The organism is Paenibacillus sp. B01 (genome assembly GCF_009649995.1).
Taxonomy (GTDB): Bacteria; Bacillota; Bacilli; order Paenibacillales; family Paenibacillaceae; genus Paenibacillus_O; species Paenibacillus_O pasadenensis.
In genome coordinates, this window is record NZ_CP045802.1 from 3,528,102 (window position 1) to 3,548,632 (window position 20,531).

General features: G+C 64.0%; 17 protein-coding genes. 5 read left to right on the forward strand and 12 right to left on the reverse strand.

All coding sequences use genetic code 11. From position 1 onward, the window contains the following. Nucleotides 1–81 precede the first annotated feature (81 nt). The gene (gene tyrS / locus GE073_RS15220) at nucleotides 82–1,365 is read right to left on the reverse strand and encodes a tyrosine--tRNA ligase (protein WP_043110729.1); all 1,284 of its coding nucleotides are present in this window, start codon (nucleotides 1,363–1,365) and stop codon (nucleotides 82–84) included. 508 nt (nucleotides 1,366–1,873) lie between these two features. Here tyrS and GE073_RS15225 point away from each other — a divergent pair. Then, entirely contained in the window at nucleotides 1,874–4,987 is a 3,114-nt protein-coding gene (locus GE073_RS15225) for a transglycosylase domain-containing protein (RefSeq protein WP_153783790.1), read from the forward strand. A 128-nt stretch (nucleotides 4,988–5,115) separates the two neighbouring features. Here GE073_RS15225 and acsA read toward each other — a convergent pair whose 3' ends face one another. Continuing rightward, nucleotides 5,116–6,837 (reverse strand): acetate--CoA ligase, encoded by a 1,722-nt coding sequence (gene acsA, locus GE073_RS15230; RefSeq protein ID WP_028596925.1) that lies wholly within the window; start codon nucleotides 6,835–6,837, stop codon nucleotides 5,116–5,118. Between the two features lie 275 nt (nucleotides 6,838–7,112). Between acsA and GE073_RS15235 the strand changes: the two genes are divergently transcribed. After that, nucleotides 7,113–7,745: a GNAT family N-acetyltransferase gene (locus GE073_RS15235; RefSeq protein ID WP_028596926.1), complete on the forward strand. Its 633-nt coding sequence runs from the start codon at nucleotides 7,113–7,115 to the stop codon at nucleotides 7,743–7,745. Between the two features lie 19 nt (nucleotides 7,746–7,764). After that, complete coding sequence (locus tag GE073_RS15240) at nucleotides 7,765–8,946, forward strand: acetoin utilization protein AcuC (protein ID WP_028596927.1); 1,182 nt, start codon at nucleotides 7,765–7,767, stop codon at nucleotides 8,944–8,946. Nucleotides 8,947–9,016: 70 nt separating this feature from the next. On the opposite strand, the gene GE073_RS15245 is transcribed toward GE073_RS15240, so the two are convergent. The 4 genes from GE073_RS15245 to GE073_RS15260 form a co-directional block, all read right to left on the reverse strand. Then, nucleotides 9,017–9,724: a 5'-methylthioadenosine/adenosylhomocysteine nucleosidase gene (locus GE073_RS15245; RefSeq protein WP_028596928.1), complete on the reverse strand. Its 708-nt coding sequence runs from the start codon at nucleotides 9,722–9,724 to the stop codon at nucleotides 9,017–9,019. Beyond that, entirely contained in the window at nucleotides 9,721–10,731 is a 1,011-nt protein-coding gene (gene ccpA / locus GE073_RS15250) for a catabolite control protein A (RefSeq protein ID WP_028596929.1), read from the reverse strand. The genes GE073_RS15245 and ccpA overlap by 4 nt, the downstream gene beginning before the upstream one ends. A 93-nt stretch (nucleotides 10,732–10,824) precedes the next feature. After that, nucleotides 10,825–11,163, reverse strand: coding sequence for a bacillithiol system redox-active protein YtxJ (gene ytxJ, locus GE073_RS15255; protein WP_028596930.1), 339 nt, complete (start codon nucleotides 11,161–11,163; stop codon nucleotides 10,825–10,827). A 42-nt stretch (nucleotides 11,164–11,205) separates the two neighbouring features. Then, nucleotides 11,206–11,619, reverse strand: coding sequence for a hypothetical protein (locus GE073_RS15260; protein ID WP_028596931.1), 414 nt, complete (start codon nucleotides 11,617–11,619; stop codon nucleotides 11,206–11,208). Nucleotides 11,620–11,889: 270 nt separating this feature from the next. On the opposite strand from GE073_RS15260, the gene GE073_RS15265 reads away from it, so the two are divergent. Beyond that, nucleotides 11,890–12,414: a type 1 glutamine amidotransferase domain-containing protein gene (locus tag GE073_RS15265; RefSeq protein WP_028596932.1), complete on the forward strand. Its 525-nt coding sequence runs from the start codon at nucleotides 11,890–11,892 to the stop codon at nucleotides 12,412–12,414. Between the two features lie 67 nt (nucleotides 12,415–12,481). Here GE073_RS15265 and ptsP read toward each other — a convergent pair whose 3' ends face one another. The 5 genes from ptsP to GE073_RS15290 form a co-directional block, all read right to left on the reverse strand. Next, nucleotides 12,482–14,251: a phosphoenolpyruvate--protein phosphotransferase gene (gene ptsP, locus GE073_RS15270; protein ID WP_052332842.1), complete on the reverse strand. Its 1,770-nt coding sequence runs from the start codon at nucleotides 14,249–14,251 to the stop codon at nucleotides 12,482–12,484. Further along, nucleotides 14,248–16,137, reverse strand: coding sequence for a glucose PTS transporter subunit IIA (locus tag GE073_RS15275; RefSeq protein WP_028596933.1), 1,890 nt, complete (start codon nucleotides 16,135–16,137; stop codon nucleotides 14,248–14,250). The genes ptsP and GE073_RS15275 overlap by 4 nt, the downstream gene beginning before the upstream one ends. A gap of 127 nt (nucleotides 16,138–16,264) precedes the next feature. Beyond that, a complete protein-coding gene (locus GE073_RS15280) occupies nucleotides 16,265–16,693 on the reverse strand; it encodes a CoA-binding protein (RefSeq protein ID WP_028596934.1) in 429 nt (142 codons plus the stop codon). Between the two features lie 78 nt (nucleotides 16,694–16,771). Beyond that, nucleotides 16,772–18,064 (reverse strand): 3-phosphoshikimate 1-carboxyvinyltransferase, encoded by a 1,293-nt coding sequence (gene aroA, locus GE073_RS15285; RefSeq protein WP_028596935.1) that lies wholly within the window; start codon nucleotides 18,062–18,064, stop codon nucleotides 16,772–16,774. 49 nt (nucleotides 18,065–18,113) lie between these two features. After that, complete coding sequence (locus GE073_RS15290) at nucleotides 18,114–18,668, reverse strand: shikimate kinase (protein ID WP_153783791.1); 555 nt, start codon at nucleotides 18,666–18,668, stop codon at nucleotides 18,114–18,116. Between the two features lie 135 nt (nucleotides 18,669–18,803). Here GE073_RS15290 and GE073_RS15295 point away from each other — a divergent pair, with 135 nt between their 5' ends. Further along, the gene (locus tag GE073_RS15295) at nucleotides 18,804–18,974 is read left to right on the forward strand and encodes a hypothetical protein (RefSeq protein ID WP_153783792.1); all 171 of its coding nucleotides are present in this window, start codon (nucleotides 18,804–18,806) and stop codon (nucleotides 18,972–18,974) included. A 127-nt stretch (nucleotides 18,975–19,101) separates the two neighbouring features. Here the strand turns inward: GE073_RS15295 and gndA are convergent, their stop codons facing one another. Beyond that, nucleotides 19,102–20,523 carry an NADP-dependent phosphogluconate dehydrogenase gene (gene gndA / locus GE073_RS15300; protein ID WP_028596938.1) on the reverse strand — a complete coding sequence of 474 codons (1,422 nt, stop codon included), beginning with the start codon at nucleotides 20,521–20,523 and terminating at the stop codon, nucleotides 19,102–19,104. Between the last annotated feature and the right edge of the window lie 8 nt (nucleotides 20,524–20,531).

Below are 20,531 nucleotides of genomic sequence, written 5' to 3' on the forward strand. Positions count from 1 at the left end.
ATTATTGGAAGCGATTGTAACCGCCTGGTCTTCTATACGCCCGATTCAAGGAAATGTTTCACTACTTTGACAAATGACCGGTCAACTTTTATCGAAGCGGATCCGCGCCATCCTCCGGCGTCCGACCTGAACGACATCCCCATCCCGGGGACGCAGCTCCGCGGACGCATCGTCCAGCCGCTCTCCGTTGATCCGGACAGCGCCTTGCTGCACGCTCCGGCGCGCCTCGCTGCCGGATTCGGACAGTCCGAGGACGGTCAGCAGCCGGGACAGCCGGATCGCTCCGTCCTCCAGCTCCGCTGCGGGCAGAAACGCTTCCTCGATCTCCTCCGGGAGCTCCCGCTGCTGGAATACCTCGCGGAACCGCTCGGCCGCTGCGTCGGCCGCTGCGGCGCCGTGGTACTGGCGGACGAGCGTCCAGGCGAGGCGCTGCTTCGCTTCCATCGGATGGAGAGCTCCGCTCTCCAATCCGTCGCGGATTCCGGCCTGCTCGGCTTCGTCCAGATCGGTCGCCAGCAGGAAGTATTTCGCCATCAGCTCGTCGGGGATGCTCATCGCCTTGCCGAACATGTCGGAAGGCTCGTCGGAGATGCCGATGTAGTTGCCGAGGCTCTTGCTCATCTTCTGCACGCCGTCGAGGCCTTCGAGGATCGGCATCGTGATCGCGATCTGGCGGCGCTTGCCGTACTCTTTTTGCAGCTGGCGTCCCATGAGCAGGTTGAACGTCTGGTCGGTGCCGCCAAGCTCGACGTCCGTATCGAGCGCGACGGAATCGTAGCCCTGCATCAGCGGGTAGAAGAACTCATGGATGCCGATCGGCTGGCCCGCCCGATGCCGCTTGGTGAAGTCGTCCCGCTCCAGCATGCGCGCGACCGTCGACTTGGCCGCCAGCCCCAGAATGTCGCCGAACTGGAGCGGAGACAGCCATTCGGAATTGTAGTACAGCTTGGTCCGCTCAGGATCGAGAACCTGGAACATCTGATCCTGGTACGTCTGCGCGTTGCGCCGCACGTCCGCCTCCGACAGCGGCTTGCGCGTCTCCGACTTGCCCGTCGGATCGCCGATGCGGCCGGTAAAGTCGCCGATAATGAGCTGGACCTGATGGCCCAGGCTCTGGAACTGGCGCAGCTTCTGCAGCACGACCGTATGGCCGATATGGATGTCCGGCGCCGACGGGTCGAGGCCGAGCTTCACGTTGAGCGGCCTGCCCTCGAGCACCGACTGCTCCAGCTTCTCCCGCAGCCCGTCCGCCGGGACGATCTCCGCCGCTCCGCGGGCGAGAATGTCCAGCTGGCGCCTGACCTCCTCCTGCTGCGCCTCCGACAAGCGCTTCTTCTCCTGCTCCTTCTGCTCCTCAACGCTCATGATGGGGGTCCCCTTTCTTAAATGAAATGCAAAAAGATCCTTCTTGTCCGAAGGGACGAGAAGGATCAGCTCGCGGTACCACCCTTGTTGGAGCGGCGGCTTCTCCATTCGGAAAAGCCAAAACTGCCCCCACTTCGTTGAAGATAACGGAAGACTGCTTCCGGGACCGGACTACATGCCGATCGCTCAGCCTCGTCCAGCCGGCTCCGGGCGGTAATTCGCCAAGACGCTGCGCACCGGTTCGCACCACCCACCGGCTCTCTGATCCGCTTCGACGTCCGGCTACTGGAGGCCCATCCATGCCGTTCACGCTATGCGCTTCCGCGGACCGGGCCGGGATGCGGTTTGTTGCTGCAAGTTATATCATGCCCCTAGCACGGCTGTCAACCCGCAGCATTTTCCGACAGCAGACGGCAGGCGGCGAATCGCAGCGAACGCTGTCCGGCCGTGCCGATTCAGGAAGCATGTGATATAATAGCTCTGTTCATTTGGAGGAGGATACGTACATATGGCTCAAGACCAGGAACAGCTCCGCAAGCCGCGCAGCGGCTGGAGGACCTTCGGCCTTGTCGTCTGGATAACGGTCAAATGGCTCGTTATATTCGGCATCACGGGCGCCTTGTTCGCGGGAGGCATCGCCACCGGCTATGTCGCCGCGCTCGTCAAGGACGATCCGGTGCGGCCGGGCAGCGAGCTCGAAGCCAAGGTCAACGAAAACGCCTTGACCGGCTTCGTCTACTTCAACGACGGCACGACGCCGGTCGGCCAACTGAGGACCGACGAGGATCGCCGGCTCGTCGACCTGTCGAACATCCCGCAGTCCGTCATCGACGCCCTGCTTTCGACCGAAGACAGCAATTTTTATAATCATATCGGAGTCGACTACAAAGGCCTCGGCAGAGCGGTCAAGGAAAAGCTGCTGAACGAGGACCGGCAGACCGGGGGCAGCACGCTGACCCAGCAGGTCGCCCGCCGCGTCTTTCTCAGCCTCGACCGCACGGACAGCCGCAAGTTCAAGGAGATCCTGCTGTCCATCCGGATGGAGCGCTACCTGACCAAGGAGCAGATCCTGGCCGCGTACCTCAACAAGATGCCGTTCGGCAACGGCTCGTCCGGCTACAACCTGTACGGCATCAAGTCGGCTTCGATCGGCATCTTCAACGTCGCCGACCTGAACAAGCTCAATCTGGCGCAGTCGGCCTATCTTGCCGGCCTGCCGCAGCTGCCGTCCGCCTACTCGGCGTTCAACGGCAAGGGCCAGTTCAACGAGTCCGGCTTCAACCGGGCGATCTCCCGCCAGAAGTTCGTCCTCTCCCGCATGCTGGAGACCGGCCGCATCACGCAGGCCGAGTACGACGAGGCGCTCGCCTTCGACATCAAGGGCTCGCTCGCGCCGCATCGCGAGAAGGCGTACAACACGTTCCCGTACCTGATGCTCGAGACGGAGCGGGAGGCGGCCGAGCTCATCGCCCTCAAGCAGAACCCGAATCTCCAAAAAGCGGATCTCGCCAAAAGCGAGAACGCCGAAATCGTGCAGGCGGCGCGCGAGCAGCTGCTCCGCTCGGGCTACCGCATCTACACGACGATCGACAAGGTCATCTACAACAACATGCGCGAGATCGGCAACGATCCCGACAACTTCGGCCCGACGAGCAAGTCCAAAGGACCGGAGCAGGCGGCCGCGATCATGATCGACCATCATACGGGAGCGATCCTCGGCATGCTGGAAGGGCGCGACTTCAACATCGAGCAGATGAACTACGCGACCCAGATGACCCGCCAGCCCGGCTCGACAATGAAGCCTATCTCGGCCTACCTGCCGGCGCTCGAAGCCGGGCTCGTACAGCCGGCAAGCGTGCTGGACGATTCGCCGATCATCCTCAAGGACGGCCAGAAGGGCTACCATATCCCGATGAACGCCAACAAGAAGTTCAACGGCCTCGTCACGGCGAGGGATGCGCTCAACCGTTCGCTGAACATCCCGGCGCTCAAGCTGTTCCTCGACAAGGTGACGATCGAGAAGGCGTGGGAATTTTCCCGCTCGCTCGGCATCACGACGCTGCAGCCGGAGGACGACAACGCCCAGACCGGCGTCATCGGCGGACTGAGCAAAGGCGTTTCCGTCAAAGAGCTGACAAACGCGTACGCGACGATTCCGAACGGCGGCAAGTACAACGAGCCGTATCTCATCAGCAAGATTGTCGACGCCTCCGGCCATATCGTCTATGAGCACAAGCTGGCGCCGAAGCAGGTGTACTCGGAGCAGACGGCGTTCCTCATGACGGACATGCTGCGCACCGTCATCGCCGACCGGAGCGGCACGGGCCACAGCGTAGCGAGCAGCTTCGACGCGTACGGCAAGATTCCGATCGCCGGCAAGACCGGCTCGACGCAAAGCTACGGCGACGTTTGGTTCATGGGCTTCAGCCCCGACATCACGCTTGGCGTCTGGGTCGGCTATAAGGAGCAGAAAAATACGCTCGTCAAAGCCTCCCAGTCCAGGGCGCGCACGCTCTGGTCCAAAATCATGAACGAAACGGTCAAGGACCGTCCGGACATCTTCAAGACCGACGCGTTCCCGCAGCCGGGCGGGCTCGTCAAGGCGACCGTATCGAGCGTCAGCGGCCTGCTGCCGAGTCCGCTGATCCGCTCGAGCGGCCTGCTCACGACCGACTGGTTCAACAAAAAATACCTTCCGGTCAAAGTCGACGACGTGCTCGGCGCGATGAGCTTCATCCGCTACAACGGCGTCAACTACATCGCCCAGGACGGCACGCCTGCCGACTTCGTGTTCACGAAGACGACGATCCGGCGCGAGAAGCCGCTCGGCGATCTGATCGAGGAGATCAACAAGGCGCAGGCCGTCATGCCGGCCGAATACCGCAAGCCGATCTCCGCGTTCATCCCCAAAGACGCCGAGAGCGAGGCTCCGTCGAGGCTCGATCCGCGGCAGGATGACGGAGCGGCGCCGTCCGCGCCTTCCAATGTCGCGCTGGAGTCGCTGAGCGGCGCCTACCGCATCACCTTCTCGGCGAGCCCGCAAAACGACGTCGTCGGCTACCGCCTCTACCGCTCGTCGGGCGGCGACTTCGCCAAGGTCGGCGATTCCATCCTGGCCGGCGACGCCACGGCATTCGTCGACCGCTCCGGCGGCTTCGGCAGCACGTACTACGTCACCGCGGTCGACGTCGCGGGGCATGAGTCCGAGCGCAGCCAGACGGTCAGCCCTGGCGGCTCGCTGCCGGGCCTTCCGGGCCTTCCGGGCTTCCCGGACACGGGCAACGGCTCCGGAGACGGCGGAGCTCCTCCAGCTACGGAGCAGCCCGGCAACGAGCAGCAGCCTGCAGCGATGAAGCCGTCCGGTCCAAGCGGGCTCAAGGCTTCCGGCACCGGCACCGGCGTCAAGCTCGAATGGAGCGCCAACAGCGCCGCGGAAGGAGTCACCTCGTATCAGGTGTACTTCAGCGCCGGCAACGACGGCAGCTTCCAGAACATCGGCTCGACCGGCGGCACGAGCTTCGAATACGTCGCTCCGATCAGCACCGGCACGTTCCGGATCACGGCCGTCAATGCGGCCGGAGAGTCGGACTTTTCCCAAGCGGTCACCTGGTCGGCCCGCTGATCCTTCTTGCCTGGCTTGCGGACAGCTTCCTCGGTCCGCAAGCTTTTTTTCTAGACATAAAAACAAGAAGAAGCCCTGCTCCGATCGGAGCAGGGCTTCTTCTTGTGCGGCATGAAGGATAACGGGGATCAGTCCTCGATCGTCGACAGGTCGCCCGTCGGCAGGTTCAGCTCCCAAGCCTTGAGGACGCGGCGCATGATCTTGCCGCTGCGCGTTTTCGGCAGCTTGTCTTTGAACTCGATCTCGCGCGGCGACGCGTGCGCGGACAGCCCTTCCTTGACGAAGCGGGCGATGTCCGCCTTGAGCTCGTCGGAAGGCTCGAAGCCTTCGCGCAGGGAGATGAACGCCTTGATGATCTCGCCGCGCATCGGATCGGGCTTGCCGATGACGCCGGCCTCGGCGACGGCGGGATGCTCCACCAGCTTGCTCTCGACCTCGAACGGTCCGACCCGCTCGCCCGCCGTGTTGATGACGTCGTCGATGCGGCCTTGGAACCAGAAGTAGCCGTCCTCGTCGCGGTAGGCGGAGTCGCCGGAGATGTACCAGCCCGGAATGCGGAAGTACTCCTCGTACTTGGCCGGATTGTTCCAGATCTTGCGCATCATTGACGGCCAAGGCGTGCGTACCGCCAGATTGCCCATGCGGTACGGCGGCAGCTCGTTGCCTGCATCGTCGATGATGGCGGCCTCGACGCCGGGGATCGGCCTTCCCATCGAGCCCGGCTTGATCTCCATCGACGGGTAATTGCAGATGAGCTGTCCGCCCGTCTCCGTCATCCACCACGTATCGTGGATGCGCTGGCCGTACACTTTGAGTCCCCAGCGGACGACCTCGGGATTGAGCGGCTCGCCCACGCTCAGCACATGGCGCAGGCTGGAAAGATCGTATTGAGCGACGCTGTCGTCGCCTGCGCCCATCAGCATGCGGAACGCCGTCGGCGCGCTGTACCAGACGGTCACGCCGTAGCGCTGGAGCGTCGTGTACCAGTCCTGCGGACTGAAGCGGCCGCCGCGGATGACGTTCGTGGCGCCGTTCAGCCAAGGCGCGAAAATGCCGTACGACGTGCCCGTCACCCAGCCCGGGTCGGCGGTGCACCAGTAGACGTCGTCTTCCTTCAGGTCAAGGACGACCCGTCCCGTATGGTAATGCTGCAGCATCGCGTTCTGCACGTGGAAGACGCCCTTGGGCTTGCCGGTGGAGCCGGACGTGTAGTGGATGAGCAGCCCGTCCTCGCGGTCCAGCCATTCGATCTGCGCCTCTTCGGAAGCGGCGGCCATCTCGTCCTTGTAGGAGACCGTGCCCTCCGGCACGTCTTCATCGGATACGACGATGACATGCTTCAGGTCCGGCAGCTCGTCGCGCTTGATCCGGGGCAGCAGCGCCGGCGTCGTCACGATCGCCGTCGCCGTGCTGTCGAGCAGCCGGTCCTTGACCGCCGTCTCCATGAACGCCTCGAACAGAGGGCCGACGACGACGCCGACCTTGAGCGAGCCGAGCAGCGCCACGTAGAGCTCCGGAGAGCGGGGCATGAAAATGAACAGCCGCTCGCCCTTACTGAGGCCCAGCTTGCGGAGGACGTTGGAGAAGCGGTTCGACAGGCGGCTCAGCTGCTCGAACGTATAGGATTCATCCCGCTTCGGATCGCTGTAGAGCAGAGCGGTCTTCTGCCCCCGACCCTCGGCCAGATGGCGGTCGATCGCCTCGTGCGCCATATTGACCTTGCCCGTCTCATGCCAGGTGAAATGCTTCTCTACCTCGCTCCAGTCAAACGAAGCATGCTCTTCCTCATAGCTGCCCATATTCGGAGAAGCAGCGGAAACCGCGATCTTTTCCTTGTGGTCAATCGACATGCTAATCACCTTCCATCGTCATCATCGTAGTGTACTGCAACGGATCGGATGCGCTTACAAGCCAAGGATGAATCGGAATTCATGTTCCTCCAGTATAGCATATGGAAATGTATGCGCCTACTTTTCGCCTATTTTTACCCCTGTTCGACTAAAAAGTCGCCCTCCGGGCGTGACGCTTGTCCTTTCCATCCCGCTTTTTTTCTGCTATAAGTGATAAGAGGCGCGGACCGCCTATTTTTGGTCTGCCGCCATTTCGCTTTGGAGGTGCGATCACGTTGGAGCCTATCAAGCGCCACCATTCCCTTGTCGTTCCTTTCGGCAATCGGGAGCTCGTGCTCGAAGGGCCGGTCGATCCGTCCCGGCTCGCCGACTGTACGATGCATCCCGGCCTGGATGCCTTCCGCCGGCCGAAGGATCAGCTGGAAGCGTTGATCGAGATCGCCGGCCTCGAGGAAGGCCGCATCATCATAACCCGCGACGGAGACATGATCGTCGGCTACGTCACCTTCCATTATCCGGACGAGCTGGAGCGCTGGTCCGAAGGCGGCATGGACGATCTGATCGAGCTCGGCGCCGTCGAAGTGGCAAAGGACTACCGCTCCGTCGGACTCGGCAAAAAAATGATCGCGCTCGCATTCGAGGACGGGCAGCTGGAGAACTTCATCGTCTACACGACCGAGTACTATTGGCACTGGGATCTGGAGGGCACCGGCCTCGGCATCTGGGACTACCGCCGCATGATGGAGAAGCTGATGAAATCGGTCGGCATGGTCTGGTTCGCCACCGACGACCCGGAGATCTGCTCCCATCCGGCCAACTGCCTTATGGTGCGCATCGGCAAGCAGGTCCCGCTGTCGTCGGTCGAGCAGTTCGACCGCGTCCGGTTCCGGCAGCGATTCATGTACTGATCGATTCAGGAGGAAGAACATGAAGGATAAAGCCGTCTATGTCCGCTCGACCGGCGCAAGCCCGTATAGGTTCAACGATGAGCATCCGTTCAGCCCGCTGCGCGTGGAGCTCGCCGAGACGCTGCTCGAAGCGAGCGGGGCTCTGCCTTCCGAATCCGTCTTGAAAGCGGATACGGCCCTGGATGAGCAGCTCGCGCTCATCCACCGCCCCGACTACATCGAGGCGGTGCGCGGCCTCAGCCAGCCGGTTCCGCCGGCCAGCGCCGCGGGACTCGCCCGCCGCTTCGGCCTCGATTCCGAGGATACGCCCTATTTCACCGGCATGCATGAGGCGGCGTCCGCCATCGTCGGCGGCTCGATCGCGGCGGCGGACGCGGTTCTGTCGGGACGCGCCCTTCACGCCTATCATATGGGCGGCGGGCTGCATCACGCCTTTCCCGGCCATGGCTCCGGCTTCTGCGTCTACAACGACGCCGCGATCGCCATCGCCGCGATGCGGCGCAAGCACGGCGCGCGCGTGCTCTACATCGACACGGACGTCCATCACGGCGACGGCGTGCAGTACGCGTTTTACGAGGATCCGGACGTGTTCACCTACTCGATCCACGAGACCGGCAAGTATTTGTTCCCCGGCACCGGCTTCACCCATGAAAAAGGCATCGACAAAGGCTTCGGCGCCTGCTGCAACGTGCCCGTGCAGCCGTATACCGAGGACGAGTCGTGGCTGGAGTGCTTCACGGAGACCGTCACGCGCATCGCCCGCGCCTTCAAGCCTGACCTCATCGTCAGCCAGCACGGTTGCGACGCGCATGCGTTCGATCCGCTGTCGCATGTGCATTGCAGCATGCGGATCTATCTGGAGATGCCCCGGCTGATCCGCCAGCTTGCCCATGAGCTGTGCGGCGGACGGTGGGTGGCGCTCGGCGGCGGCGGCTACGACCCGTGGCGCGTCGTCCCGCGCGCATGGTCGCTCGTCTGGCTCGTCATGTCCGGCCACCCGCTCGCTTCCCGGCTGCAGGAGCCGCAAGGCGGCCTCTCCCTTCTGCCCCAAGCCTGGCTTGACCGCTGGCAGCCTCAGGCTCCGGTCGCGCTGCCCCTCCACTGGCTCGACGATACGTCGGCCTGGAGCCCGATGCCGCGGCGCGCCGAGATTACGCTCCAAAACCGGCGGACATGGGAGCTTTCGGCCCAGGACTATTGATGTCGACATGGCAAAAAGCAGCCGCCGGCCTCCTCTCGGAGACCGGCGGCTGCTGGTCTAGAAATCGCGCTCAGCCTTGGCTGAGGCGGCGGATCATCGCGTCGATGACTTCGAACGACTGGTTCGCGGCCAGCATCGTGAATTCCTCGAAATTCATATGCGCGCTGCCGTCCGCCTGATCGGACATCGACCGGATGACGACATACGGCACCTCGTTGAGATGGCAAACTTGAGCGACCGCCGCGCCCTCCATCTCGGCGCAGGCTCCGCCGAAGCTGTCGCGCAGCTGCTGCACCTTGTCCCGGCTGGCGATGAACTGGTCGCCCGACAGCACGATGCCGCGGATCGCCTTGCCCTTGGCGGCCGACTGGCCGGCTTCCGCCGCCAGCTCGACCAGCTCCGCGTCGGCGGGGAAGACCGATACTTCCTGATACGGAATGACGCCCGGTCCGAAGCCGAGGGCGGTCACGTCCATATCATGCTGGATGCAGGCCGTCGACACGACGATGTCGCCGATGCGCAGCTCGGGATCGATCGCGCCGGCCACGCCGGTGAACAGGACGCAGTCCGCGCCGAGATCGACAAGAGCCTGCGTGCAGACGGCGGCGTTCACCTTGCCGACGCCCGACTTGACGGCGAGGATCGGCTGTCCGTGCAGCGTGCCGCGACGAAACGTCATGCCCGCCTTGCGCGTCTCCTCGCCCATTTCGGCGCTGCGGAAGAGCAGCTCGAGCTCCTCCGCCATCGCGCCGATGATTCCGATCGTTCCGTACGTCATGCTTTTGCCGCTCCGGCCGAGTTCCGCTTGACGATGTCATGAGGCAGGACGACCTTCGCCTGCTCGACCGGCTCCTTTTTCATCAGCTTGGTGAGCAGGCGCATCGATACGGCGCCGATATCGTACATCGGCTGGGCGACGGCAGACAGCGTCGGACGGACCATCTCCGCCATGCGGCTGTTGTCGACGCTGATGACCGAGATGTCGCCGGGCACGGCGAGGCCCTTGTCCTGGATCGCATGGATGGCGCCGATCGCCATCTCGTCCGTTGCCGCGAAGACGGCGGTCGGCAGCTTGTCCAGCTCGAGGAAATGGCCCATCGCCTCGACGCCGGACTCGTACCGGTAATTGCCGATGCGCACGAAGTCTTCGCGCTCCGCGATGCCGGCTTCCTGCAAGGCGCGCTTGTAGCCTTGGTAGCGGGCGTAGCCGTTCGACGGATCCTGCAGCGTGCCGCTGATCATCGCGATGTCGCGATGGCCTTGGCCGATCAGCGTCTTGACGGCGTCGTAGGCGGCCGCCTCATGATCGATGTCGACGGACGGAATCTCGTTCTGCTCGTCCGTCGTCGCGCACAGCACGACCGGCACGTTGGCCGTCTTGAACGCCTGCTTGTGCTCCTCCGTCACCGCGCCGCCCATGAAGAGGAGGCCGTCGACCTGCTTCTCCAGCAGCGTGTTGATGACGCGGATCTCCTTTTCCTTGCGCTTGTCGGCGCTGCACAGGATGATATTGTAGTGATACATGTTGGCGATATCCTCGATGCCCCGCGCGACCTCGGCGAAGTTCGAGTTGGAGATGTCGGGGATGACGACGCCGACGGTCGTCGTCTTCTTGCTAGCGAGTCCGCGCGCGACCGCGTTCGGGCGGTAGCCGAGCCTTTCGATCGCCTCGTACACCTTCTTGCGCGTTTGCGGCTTGACGTTGGGATTGTTGTTGACGACGCGGGAGACTGTAGCCATGGACACTCCCGCTTCTCTTGCAACATCGTAAATGGTTACAGTCACGGTTCCTTCTCTCCAATATGATGAATTATTTGGCAGCATGATACCCCTTTACGTTACGGCTATCATACGACAAACGCAGGGGCGGTTGCAATGTCAGCGGGCGTTCTCGGCCAGCGAGGACTCCGTAATGTTCCAGTGCGAGGCGTTCCACTCGGCCTTGCCGTCCTTCACCAGAATCGCCTGCGGCGAAGCGTGCTTGACGCCGAGGCTCTCCTCGATGGCGTTCGATACCGGACGCTCCTCGACGACGCGCACGAGCGCCGTCTCCACGCCCTCGTCCTTGGCCGTACGCGTCCAGCTCTCCCAAGCTTCATGCGCCTCCGCGCTGACCGAGCAGCGCGTGCTGTGCTTGAACACCAGCACCGGCTTCTCATGCGACTTTTCGAGCACGCGGTTCCAATCCTCTAGCGTCTGAAGGGAAATGAAGCTCATCGGTTCCCACTCTCCTATTCGTTCGATAGTCAGCTCTTGTTCTTATGTATGCAAGGTGCAGCGGCTCAGCTGGGCGAGCCTTTTCTCGATATCCTGCCTCCACGCCTCGTCTCCGACCGATCCGGCCAGCAGCAGCAGCTCCAGCAGGCTGTCGATGCGCTCGTCTACGATCTGCTGGACGGCGGCGCCGTTCGGCGTCTTGCGGGTGGCGGAAGCCTCTAGCAGTAAATCTGCCCACTCGTTCAGCTCGTTAAACAAAAGCGTCTGCTTGGCCGGCTCTTCGCCGAGCTGGCCGATCAGGCCCGTCAGGTCGGGCTTCACTTCCGGCAGCACCTCGCTGCGGCTGCAGGAAGGGCAGGAATAGATCGGAACATTGTCGATTTCGACCTTGCCGGAGTAAATGACGGTGCGCAGCTTCATCGTCATCGTCTGTCCGCAAGTACAGGTTTTGTGCATGATTGGTCCACTCCTTCGTCATCGGCAGCATGGCCGCCCGGCCCGGCAGCGGCGAATCCGCTTGCTCGGCGCCCGGGCTCCGCTCTGCCCGGCGGCGCTGGGAGGCACGTCGTTCCCGTCCGTGCTCGCTTTTGCTTACTTCGACCTTTTTCGCGAAAATTCCTGCTGACGCGCGGCAAGCATTTTCTGTCAGCGGTTTCGCCGCGCCCGTCCGTTTGATTTGTCCCGTCTCCCTGCCTTACAATGGCTGCTAGAGGAGAGTGATCGAACATGACGCTGCAAGGAAAACGAGTCATCTGCCTCCTGGATGACGAATTCGAGGATCTCGAGCTGTGGTATCCCGTCTATCGCGTCCGGGAGGAGGGAGCCCTCGTGGAATTCGCCGGTCCGTCGAAAGGCAAGACCCATATCGGCAAGTACGGCGTGCCCGCGACCGCCGATCTCGCCTACGAGGAGGTCGACGCCTCGCAGGTGGACGGGCTGCTCGTGCCTGGAGGCTGGGCGCCGGACAAGATCCGCCGCTATCCCGAGGTGCTTCGCCTCGTGCAGGAGATGGACCGCGACGGCAAGCCGATCGGCCAGATCTGCCATGCCGGCTGGGTGCTCATTTCCGCCAAGATCCTGCAGGGCCGCCAAGTGACCTCCACGCCCGGCATCCGGGACGACATGGAGAACGCCGGAGCGGTCTGGCATGACGAGGCCGTCGTCGTGGACGGCAACCTGATCTCGGCGCGCCGTCCGCCGGATCTGCCGCCCTATGCCAAAGCGTTCGTCGATGCGCTGAAAAGCCGCTGAAGACGAGTGCCGCCCCAAGCAAAAGCCTTGCCGGAAACGTCCCGGCAAGGCTTTTTTGGTCGTCCGCCTATCCGTTGCAGCGCCGGCCGTCGGCCAGCTCCGGCGTCTCGCGCTCGTCGACCTCGCGCTTGAAGCGCTGCAGCTGCAACTTCGCCTCGGCCGCCGTGCTGCTCGCCATCACATGCTCCAGCGCGGCGCGGCTCTCTTCCTGGCTCGTGCGCAGCAGCCGCTCCTTGACCTGCAGGATCGAATGCGACGACATGCTCAGCCCGTCGACGTTGAGCCCGAGCCAGATCGGCAGCGCCGCCGGATCGCCGGCCATCTCGCCGCATACGCCGACCGTGATGCCCTGCCTCCGCCCGGCCTCCACCGTCGTGCGCAGCATGCGCAGCACCGCCGGATGATAAGGCTCGTAGAGATGCGAGATCTTGTCGTTCATCCGGTCGACGGCGAGCGTGAACTGAACGAGGTCGTTCGTGCCGATGCTGAAAAAGTCGACCTCTCTGGCCAGCAGCTCCGCGATCATGACGGCGGCCGGCAGCTCGATCATGACGCCGGTCTCCATCGCCCGGTTGAACGGCTTGCCTTCCGCCTCGAGCTCCGCCATCGCCTCGCGCAGCAGCCGGTTCGCCTCCCGCACCTCCTCGACCGAGGAGATGAGCGGGTACATCACCTTGACGTCTCCATAGTGAGAGGCGCGGAGGATGGCGCGCAGCTGCGTGCGGAACAGGTCCTTGCGGTCGAGGCTGATGCGGATCGCGCGATAGCCGAGAAAAGGATTCTCCTCCTCCGGCAGCTCGAAGTAGTCGAGATGCTTGTCGCCGCCGATGTCGAGCGTGCGGATGACGAGCGGACCGCCGTCCAGCTTTTCGGCGACGCTGCGGTACACCTCGAACTGCTCCTCTTCCTTGGGAAAGCGGGTCCGGTCCATGTAGAGGAACTCCGTGCGGAACAGCCCGACGCCGTGCGCTCCGCTCGACAAGGCGATCTCCAGCTCCTTGAGGGAGCTGATGTTGGCCGACAGCCGCAGCCGCTTGCCGTCCGGCGTCGACGGATCGACATGGGCCAAGCCGCGCAGCCGGGCCTTCTCCTCCTCCTGCTCCTGCTTGAGCCGGGCATAGGCGGCGACGAGCTCCGCCGAAGGGCTCAGCTCCACGAAGCCGCTCCCGCCGTCCAGCAGCAGGACGTCGCCGGTCTGCACGCGCTCCTCCAGGTCGTCGTCGACCGCGACGACGAGCGGGATGCCGAGCGCCCGGGCCATGATCGCCGAATGCGACGTCGTGCTGCCGCCGAAGGTGACGATGCCGAGCACGTTGCGCGGATTGAGATGGGCGAGCTGCGAAGGAGACAGCTCCTTGGCCACGAGGACGTAAGGCTGCGTATCGGAAGGAAGGGTGATCTCGGGCGCGCCGAGCAGATGCTTGAGCAGCCGGTTGCCGACATCGCGGATGTCGAGCGCCCGCTCCTTCATATACTCGTCGTCCAGCAGGTCGAACATCGTCACGAAGTGGTCGATCGCTTCCTTGACCGCCACCTCCGCCGCCTTGTACTGCCGCTCGATCATGCCCTGGATCTCGTTCATGAAGACCGGATCGTCCAGAATCGCCAGATGGGCGTCGAAAATGCTCCTCTCGTCGGGACCGACAACCTCGCTGAGCTCGTCTTTCATCTGCTCGATCTCGACCTTGGAGGTGCGGATGCCCTCGTAAAGGCGCTCGAACTCCCGCGCCAGGTCGGCGACGTCGATCTTCTGCTCCGGCAGGTCCCATTCCCAGTTCGGGAGCACGAAGCACTTGCCGATCGCGATTCCCGCCGAAGCTCCAATTCCCTGTGTCATGAGCGTTTCCCTCCAGCCTGACTGTCCTTGGATTCGCGGAGCATGACGGACATGACGGCCGTCTGGCCCCGCTTCACCGTCTTGAATGGTCCGAAGCCCCACGAACGGACGAGCTGCGGATTCGTGATGAGCATCGGCGTCGCCAGCGACTTGCCCGCCTTGCGCAGCCGCTGGATGTCGAACGAGATGAGCAGCTGGCCGGGGATGACCTCATCCCCTTCCTTGACCGCCGCATGGAAATAGCCGTCCAAGGACGACGTATCGATGCCGATATGCATCAATACCTCCAAGCCCTCCGGCGTACGCAGGCCGATGGCGTGCATCGTCGGATAGAGCAGGATGACCTCGCCCTTGACCGGGGCGACGAGCTCTCCGCGCTCCGGCAGGAACGCCGCCCCGTCGCCGACGAGCTTGCCCGCGAAGATCGGATCGGGCACCTCGTCCAGCGGAATCATCCGGCCCTGGACCGGCGAGCTGAACAGCACCTGCGCGCGGTCGCGCTGCATCGTCTTGAGCATCTCCTCGCGGATCAGCTCGGAGAACGTGCCGAAGACGACCTGCACGTTGCCGCCGCCGAGCCGGATGACGCCGGCCGCGCCGAGATCGCGCAGCGCCGCGTTGTCGAGCAGCTTGTCGTTGCGCACCTTGATCCGCAGCCGAGTGATGCAGGCCTCGAGCGTCTCGACGTTCTCCTTGCCGCCGATCGCCTGCAGGATGAGCGGCGCGCGGTACGGGATGTCGCCGGCCCACTCGTCGAGCGCCGAGCCTTCCTCGCGTCCCGGCGTCGGAATCTGGAAGCGGCGGATCGCCCAGCGGAAAAGTCCATAATACAGCAGAAACACGACGATGCCCAGAGGAAGAAGCAGCCAGCCCTTGGTCGCCAGATGCATGTTGATGACGTAGTCGATCGCGCCGCCGGAGAACGAGAAGCCGTGCCGGATGCCGAGCTCGTACGCGGCCCACATGATGAGGCCGGACAGCACGGAATGGATGACGAACAGATAGGGCGCGACGAACAGGAAGGCGAACTCCACCGGCTCCGAGACGCCGGTCAGGAACGAGGCGAGCGCCGCCGACAGGAACGTGCGCTTGATCTTCGGCTTGAGATCCTCCCGCGCCTCCTGGATGATCGCCAGCGCGATCGCCGGCAGGGCGAACATCATCGTCGGATACAGCCCGGCCATGAACGCCCCCGCAGTCGGGTCGCCCGCGAAGAAGCGCGGCAGGTCGCCGTACACCATCTCGCCTCCGTCCATCCGGTAGCCGCCGATCTGGAACCAGAACACATGGTTGAGCAGATGATGCAGGCCGAATACGACGAGAATGCGGTGCAGGAAGCCGTACAGGAACACGCCGAAGCCTCCGGCCGAGGCGACGACGTCGCCGAGCCAGAGCAGGCCGCGGCTCAGCGAAGGAGCCGCCGCGACCATGAACAGCGAGAACAGGATGCAGACGAAGCTGACGAACAGCGGCACGAACCGCGGACCCCCGAAAAACTGGATCGACTCGGGCAGCCGGATCGACTTGAACCGCTCGTAGCTGTATCCGGCGAGCATGCCGATCAGCGCGCCGATCAGCACCGTCGGCTCGATGTCGTAGCTGCTCGACTGCACGATGCCCGAGTAGATGAACATGCCGGCCAGCGCGGACAGGCTCGCCGCTCCCCCGTTGCTCGAGGTGCCCCAGGCGACTCCGGCGGCGAACAGATAGGGCAGGAAGAGGAACAGCGAGCGGCCGGCGATCTGCAGGTACTCCGCCATCGCCGGCAGGCCCGCCGCATCCCACGGAAGCTGCGCCAGGCTCATGCAGATCGCCGCGGCAGGCAGCACGATCATCGGCAGCATGACGGCCCGGCCGAGCTGCTGCAAGTTGCCCATGAAGTTCAAGCCTGCTCCTCCTTTCTTGCTACCGATCTAGATTACGCCGCGCGCCCTATCCTTGTCAAAAGAAAGAAGGCAGGCCGGCTCGGCCTGCCTCCGCGCTTGTCCGGACGGCTGCTCGGCAGCGTCCGCCTCAGCGGATTCGGGGCTGGAGGATGGAGTCCTCCACCTTGATGCAGCGGTCCATCACGACGTCGAGCCCGCCCTGGCGGGCGATCTCGGCCGCTTCCTCGCTATAGACGCCGAGCTGCAGCCAGAGCACCTTGGCTCCGGCTGCGACCGCCTCGCGCGCGATGTCGGGCGTGAACTCGCTGCGCCGGAACACGTTGACGATGCCGATCGGCTCCGGCACGGAGGCGAGGTCGGGGTAGCAGCGCTCCCCCAAAATGTCGCCTTGCACCGCCGGATTGACCGGAATGATGCGGTAGCCCCGCTGCTGCATCGCCTGCGAGACGGCATGGGACGTGCGGTCCGGCTTGTCGGAGAGGCCGACGACCGCGACGGTCGTGTGCGCCTCGAGCAGGCTCTTGATCTGTTCGCGTTCGGGATTGGCAAACGGCATGGCGTACGATTCCTCCTCGGCATGGGTAAGGATGGGTTGCGTCAAGATATACGTTGCCCCGAGCGGCGGGCGCTTACGCTACTCCTGCCACTGCACGTTCGCGCCGAGCGCCTGCAGATGGTCGAAGAAGATCGGGTACGACTTGGCGACATGATGCGCGTCGCGGATGCGCAGCGGCTGGCGGCAGCGCAGGCCGACGACCGTCAGCGCCATGATGACGCGGTGGTCGTAGTGGGCGTTGATCTCGACGCCGCCCTCCAGACCTTCCGGCTTGCCGTGCACGATGATCTCGTCGCGCTTCTCCTCGACGTCCGCTCCCGCCTTGCGCAGCTCCGCCAGGTAGTCGGTGATGCGGTCGCATTCCTTGTAGCGCAGGTTCTCGACGTTGTAAAAGCGGGACGTGCCCTCGGCGTACACGGCCGCCGCGACCATCGCCAGCACCGCGTCGGTGGCCGCGTCTCCGTCGAATTCGACCGCCTTGAGCTTGCCGTTGCCGCGCACGGTAATGTCGTCGCCGTCATGCACGAGCGGCGTCTCCATCATGCGCAGCACGTCGACGACGGCGCGCTCGCCCTGGCGGCTCTTCTCCGGCAGGCCGTGGATCGTCACCTCGGAGCGCGTGACCGCCGCTGCGGCCAGCACCGCCGCCGAGCCCGGATAATCGCCCTGCACCCGGTAGGTGCGGGCCTGGTAGCGCTGGCCGCCCGGCACGCGGTAGCGCATCAGGTCCTCAGACGCTTCGATGACGATGCCCGCCTGCTCCAGCACCTCCAGCGTCTGGCCGACGACGACCTTGGACTTGAGGTCGTCCAGCACCTCGATCTCGCTGTCCTCCTCCAGCAGCGGCGCGAGGAACAGCAGCGCGCTCAGGAACTGCGAGCTGACGTTGCCCGATACGGTGATGTTGCCGCCCTTCGGCGCGCCGCCGCGGATCGTGATCGGCAGCTTGCCCTCATGGTCGTCGACCTCGACACCGAGCTGGCGCAGCGAGACGATCAGATCGTCGTGCGGGCGCTTGCCGAGCGAGTCCGGGTACGCATTGACGAACGTCACGTCCGGACAAAGCGCGGCGACCGCCATCAGGAAGCGCAGCACGGCGCCGGCATTGCCGACATTGAGCTCGCGCACGTCGCGCGGCTTGCTGCCGAAGCCCTTGATGACGATCTTCTCGCCATCCTCCTCCAGCTCTGCGCCGAGGTCGCGGATGCAGCGCCGCATCGCGTCGCTGTCCTCGCTGTGCGCCGGATGATAGATCGTGCTCGTGCCTTCCGCCAGCGCGGCCACGAGCAGGTAGCGGGTCGTGTAGTTTTTGGAGGATAGAGCCTGGATGCTGCCCTTCAGCTCCGGTGTCGGCGTTACCACTACGTCCATGTTCGTCATACCCCTTTGTCTGTTGGTTGAAAATTCGTCTGCCGGAGGGCTACAGGTCGGAAGCGCGGTAAAGCCTTGAAGCGTCTTGATACGCCAAGGCTACCGCCTCCGCCGCTTGCTCCGGGGAAAGTCCGTCCGTCATCACCTGCAGAGGCGCGAAATCGTACGCCCCCCGGCGCTTCTCCAGCAGCTCGCGGACTTTGGCGGCCGGATCGCCCGCCAGCAGCGGACGGCCCTGGTCATGCCGCACCCGCTCCACGATGACAGCCTCGGAAGCCTGCAGCGCCGCGACGAACGCGCCGCCCAGCATGAGCTGCCGGTTGCGCTCGCGCAGCACCGCTCCGCCGCCGGTCGCGATGACGAGCGGATCTCCGCATGCCAGCAGCCGCTCGAGCGCTCTTGTCTCCGCGTCGCGGAAGAAGGCTTCTCCGCGCGTCGCGAACAGCTCGGCGATCGAGTTGCCCTGCTCCCGCACGACCTCGGCATCGGTGTCGGCGCATCGCCAGCCGAGCCGCTCGGCCAGCATGGCGGCTACCGTCGATTTGCCCGTGCCCATGAAGCCGATGAGGACGATTTTGTCCCTATCCTGTTCTGCCTGGCGCATCGTGTCTGTCTTCCCACCCTTGCGGTCGTTTTCCTTCCGAATATCATATCATCAATTGCTAGAGACGGGGTATAAAAATCTCTATTTTTCATAAGGATTGAATAGAGAACGAGAACGGCATAAGGAGGCGGTTCCATGACCGGCCGCAGCTTGGATCCAGGGGCCGCCGAACGGCGAATGAGCCGGATCGTCGGGTCCGGCGAGACGCTCTCCCGGGAGGACGTCATCTGGGCGCTCGATTATATCCGAAAAAAAGTGGCTGACGGCGCCCCTGCCTTGCAGGGCTGCCGCAGCCACGTTGGTTGACTTGCTTCGAGGGCTTCGCCGAGGCCTCCATGAGCCTGCTGCGCTCGCCGCGCAGCGGCCCGCTGGAGGCGGACCGGCTGCGCCGGAAGCTGCGCGAGGCGCTGGAAGCGCTGGAGCCGGATCGGCCTTAGCCTTCGCTGGAGTCCATCCACTCGAAGTGGAAGGCGCCTTCCTTGTCCGTGCGCTGGAACGTATGCGCGCCGAAGTAGTCGCGCTGCGCCTGCAGCAGGTTCGCCGGCAGGCGCTCCGTGCGGTAGCTGTCGAAGTACGCCAGCGCGCTGGAGAAGCCCGGCACCGGGATGCCGCTCGCCACGGCCGCCGTGATTACTTCGCGCCAGGCTCCCTGGTACGATTCGACGATGTTCTTGAAGTATTCGTCGAGCAGCAGGTTCCGGAGCTCCGGATCGCGGTCGTAGGCGTCCTTAATGTTCTGCAGGAAGCGGGCGCGGATGATGCAGCCGCCGCGGAAGATCATCGCGATGTCGCCGTAGCGCAGGTTCCAGCCGAACTCGTCGGATGCCGCGCGCATCTGGGCGAAGCCCTGCGCGTAGGAGCAGATCTTGCTCGCGAACAGCGCCTTGCGCACCGCTTCGACGAAGGCGGCCTTGTCGCCTGCATACGGAGCCGGCTTCGGTCCGCTCAGCACCTTGCTCGCGGCGACGCGCTCTTCCTTCATCGCGGACAGGAAGCGCGAGAAGACGGACTGCGTGATGATCGACAGCGGCACGCCGAGGTCGAGGGCACTTTGGCTCGTCCATTTGCCCGTGCCCTTCTGGCCGGCGGAGTCGAGGATGACGTCGACCATCGGCAGGCCCGTCTCCGGATCCTTCTTGGAGAAGATGTCGGCCGTGATCTCGATCAGGTAGCTGTCGAGCTCGCCTTTGTTCCACTCGGTGAAGATCTCGTGCAGCTCGTCGGTCGACAGCCCCAGCACCGAGCTCAGCAGATGGTACGCCTCGGTGATGAGCTGCATGTCGCCGTATTCGATGCCGTTATGCACCATCTTGACGTAGTGGCCGGCGCCGCCAGGTCCGATGTACGTGCAGCAAGGGTCGCCGTTCACCTTGGCGGAGATGCCCGTCAGGATCGGCTCGACCAGCTTGTAGGCCGATTCCGGACCGCCCGGCATGATCGAAGGCCCTTTGAGCGCGCCTTCCTCGCCGCCCGATACGCCCGTGCCGACGAAGCGGAAGCCTTGGGCTTCAAGCGCCTTGCTGCGGCGCTCGGTGTCCGGGAAGTAGGCGTTGCCGCCGTCGATGATGATGTCTCCCTGCTCCAGATGCGGCACGAGCTCGTCGATGACCGCGTCCGTAGGACCGCCCGCCTTGACCATGATGAGGATTTTGCGCGGCACTTCCAGGGAAGCGACGAATTCCTCGATCGTGTAGGCCGGATGGAGGTTCTTGCCCGGCGATTCGGCCAGAAGCTCGTCCGTCTTCTCGCGGGAACGGTTGTATACCGATACGGTGAAGCCTTTGCTCTCGATGTTAAGCGCGAGGTTCTTGCCCATGACGGCGAGACCGACGACGCCGATTTGCTGTTTCGACATGAATGACC

Coding starts and splice junctions, on each gene's coding strand:
- GE073_RS15280 (WP_028596934.1), bottom strand. CDS start 16,693: ATGCCGTTTGCCAATCCCGAACGCGAACAGATCAAGAGCCTGCTCGAG.
- GE073_RS15260 (WP_028596931.1), bottom strand. CDS start 11,619: ATGCACAAAACCTGTACTTGCGGACAGACGATGACGATGAAGCTGCGC.
- GE073_RS15295 (WP_153783792.1), top strand. CDS start 18,804: ATGACCGGCCGCAGCTTGGATCCAGGGGCCGCCGAACGGCGAATGAGC.
- aroA (WP_028596935.1), bottom strand. CDS start 18,064: ATGGACGTAGTGGTAACGCCGACACCGGAGCTGAAGGGCAGCATCCAG.
- ptsP (WP_052332842.1), bottom strand. CDS start 14,251: ATGACACAGGGAATTGGAGCTTCGGCGGGAATCGCGATCGGCAAGTGC.
- GE073_RS15290 (WP_153783791.1), bottom strand. CDS start 18,668: ATGCGCCAGGCAGAACAGGATAGGGACAAAATCGTCCTCATCGGCTTC.
- GE073_RS15245 (WP_028596928.1), bottom strand. CDS start 9,724: ATGACGTACGGAACGATCGGAATCATCGGCGCGATGGCGGAGGAGCTC.
- gndA (WP_028596938.1), bottom strand. CDS start 20,523: ATGTCGAAACAGCAAATCGGCGTCGTCGGTCTCGCCGTCATGGGCAAG.
- ytxJ (WP_028596930.1), bottom strand. CDS start 11,163: ATGAGCTTCATTTCCCTTCAGACGCTAGAGGATTGGAACCGCGTGCTC.
- GE073_RS15240 (WP_028596927.1), top strand. CDS start 7,765: ATGAAGGATAAAGCCGTCTATGTCCGCTCGACCGGCGCAAGCCCGTAT.
- tyrS (WP_043110729.1), bottom strand. CDS start 1,365: ATGAGCGTTGAGGAGCAGAAGGAGCAGGAGAAGAAGCGCTTGTCGGAG.
- acsA (WP_028596925.1), bottom strand. CDS start 6,837: ATGTCGATTGACCACAAGGAAAAGATCGCGGTTTCCGCTGCTTCTCCG.
- GE073_RS15225 (WP_153783790.1), top strand. CDS start 1,874: ATGGCTCAAGACCAGGAACAGCTCCGCAAGCCGCGCAGCGGCTGGAGG.
- GE073_RS15265 (WP_028596932.1), top strand. CDS start 11,890: ATGACGCTGCAAGGAAAACGAGTCATCTGCCTCCTGGATGACGAATTC.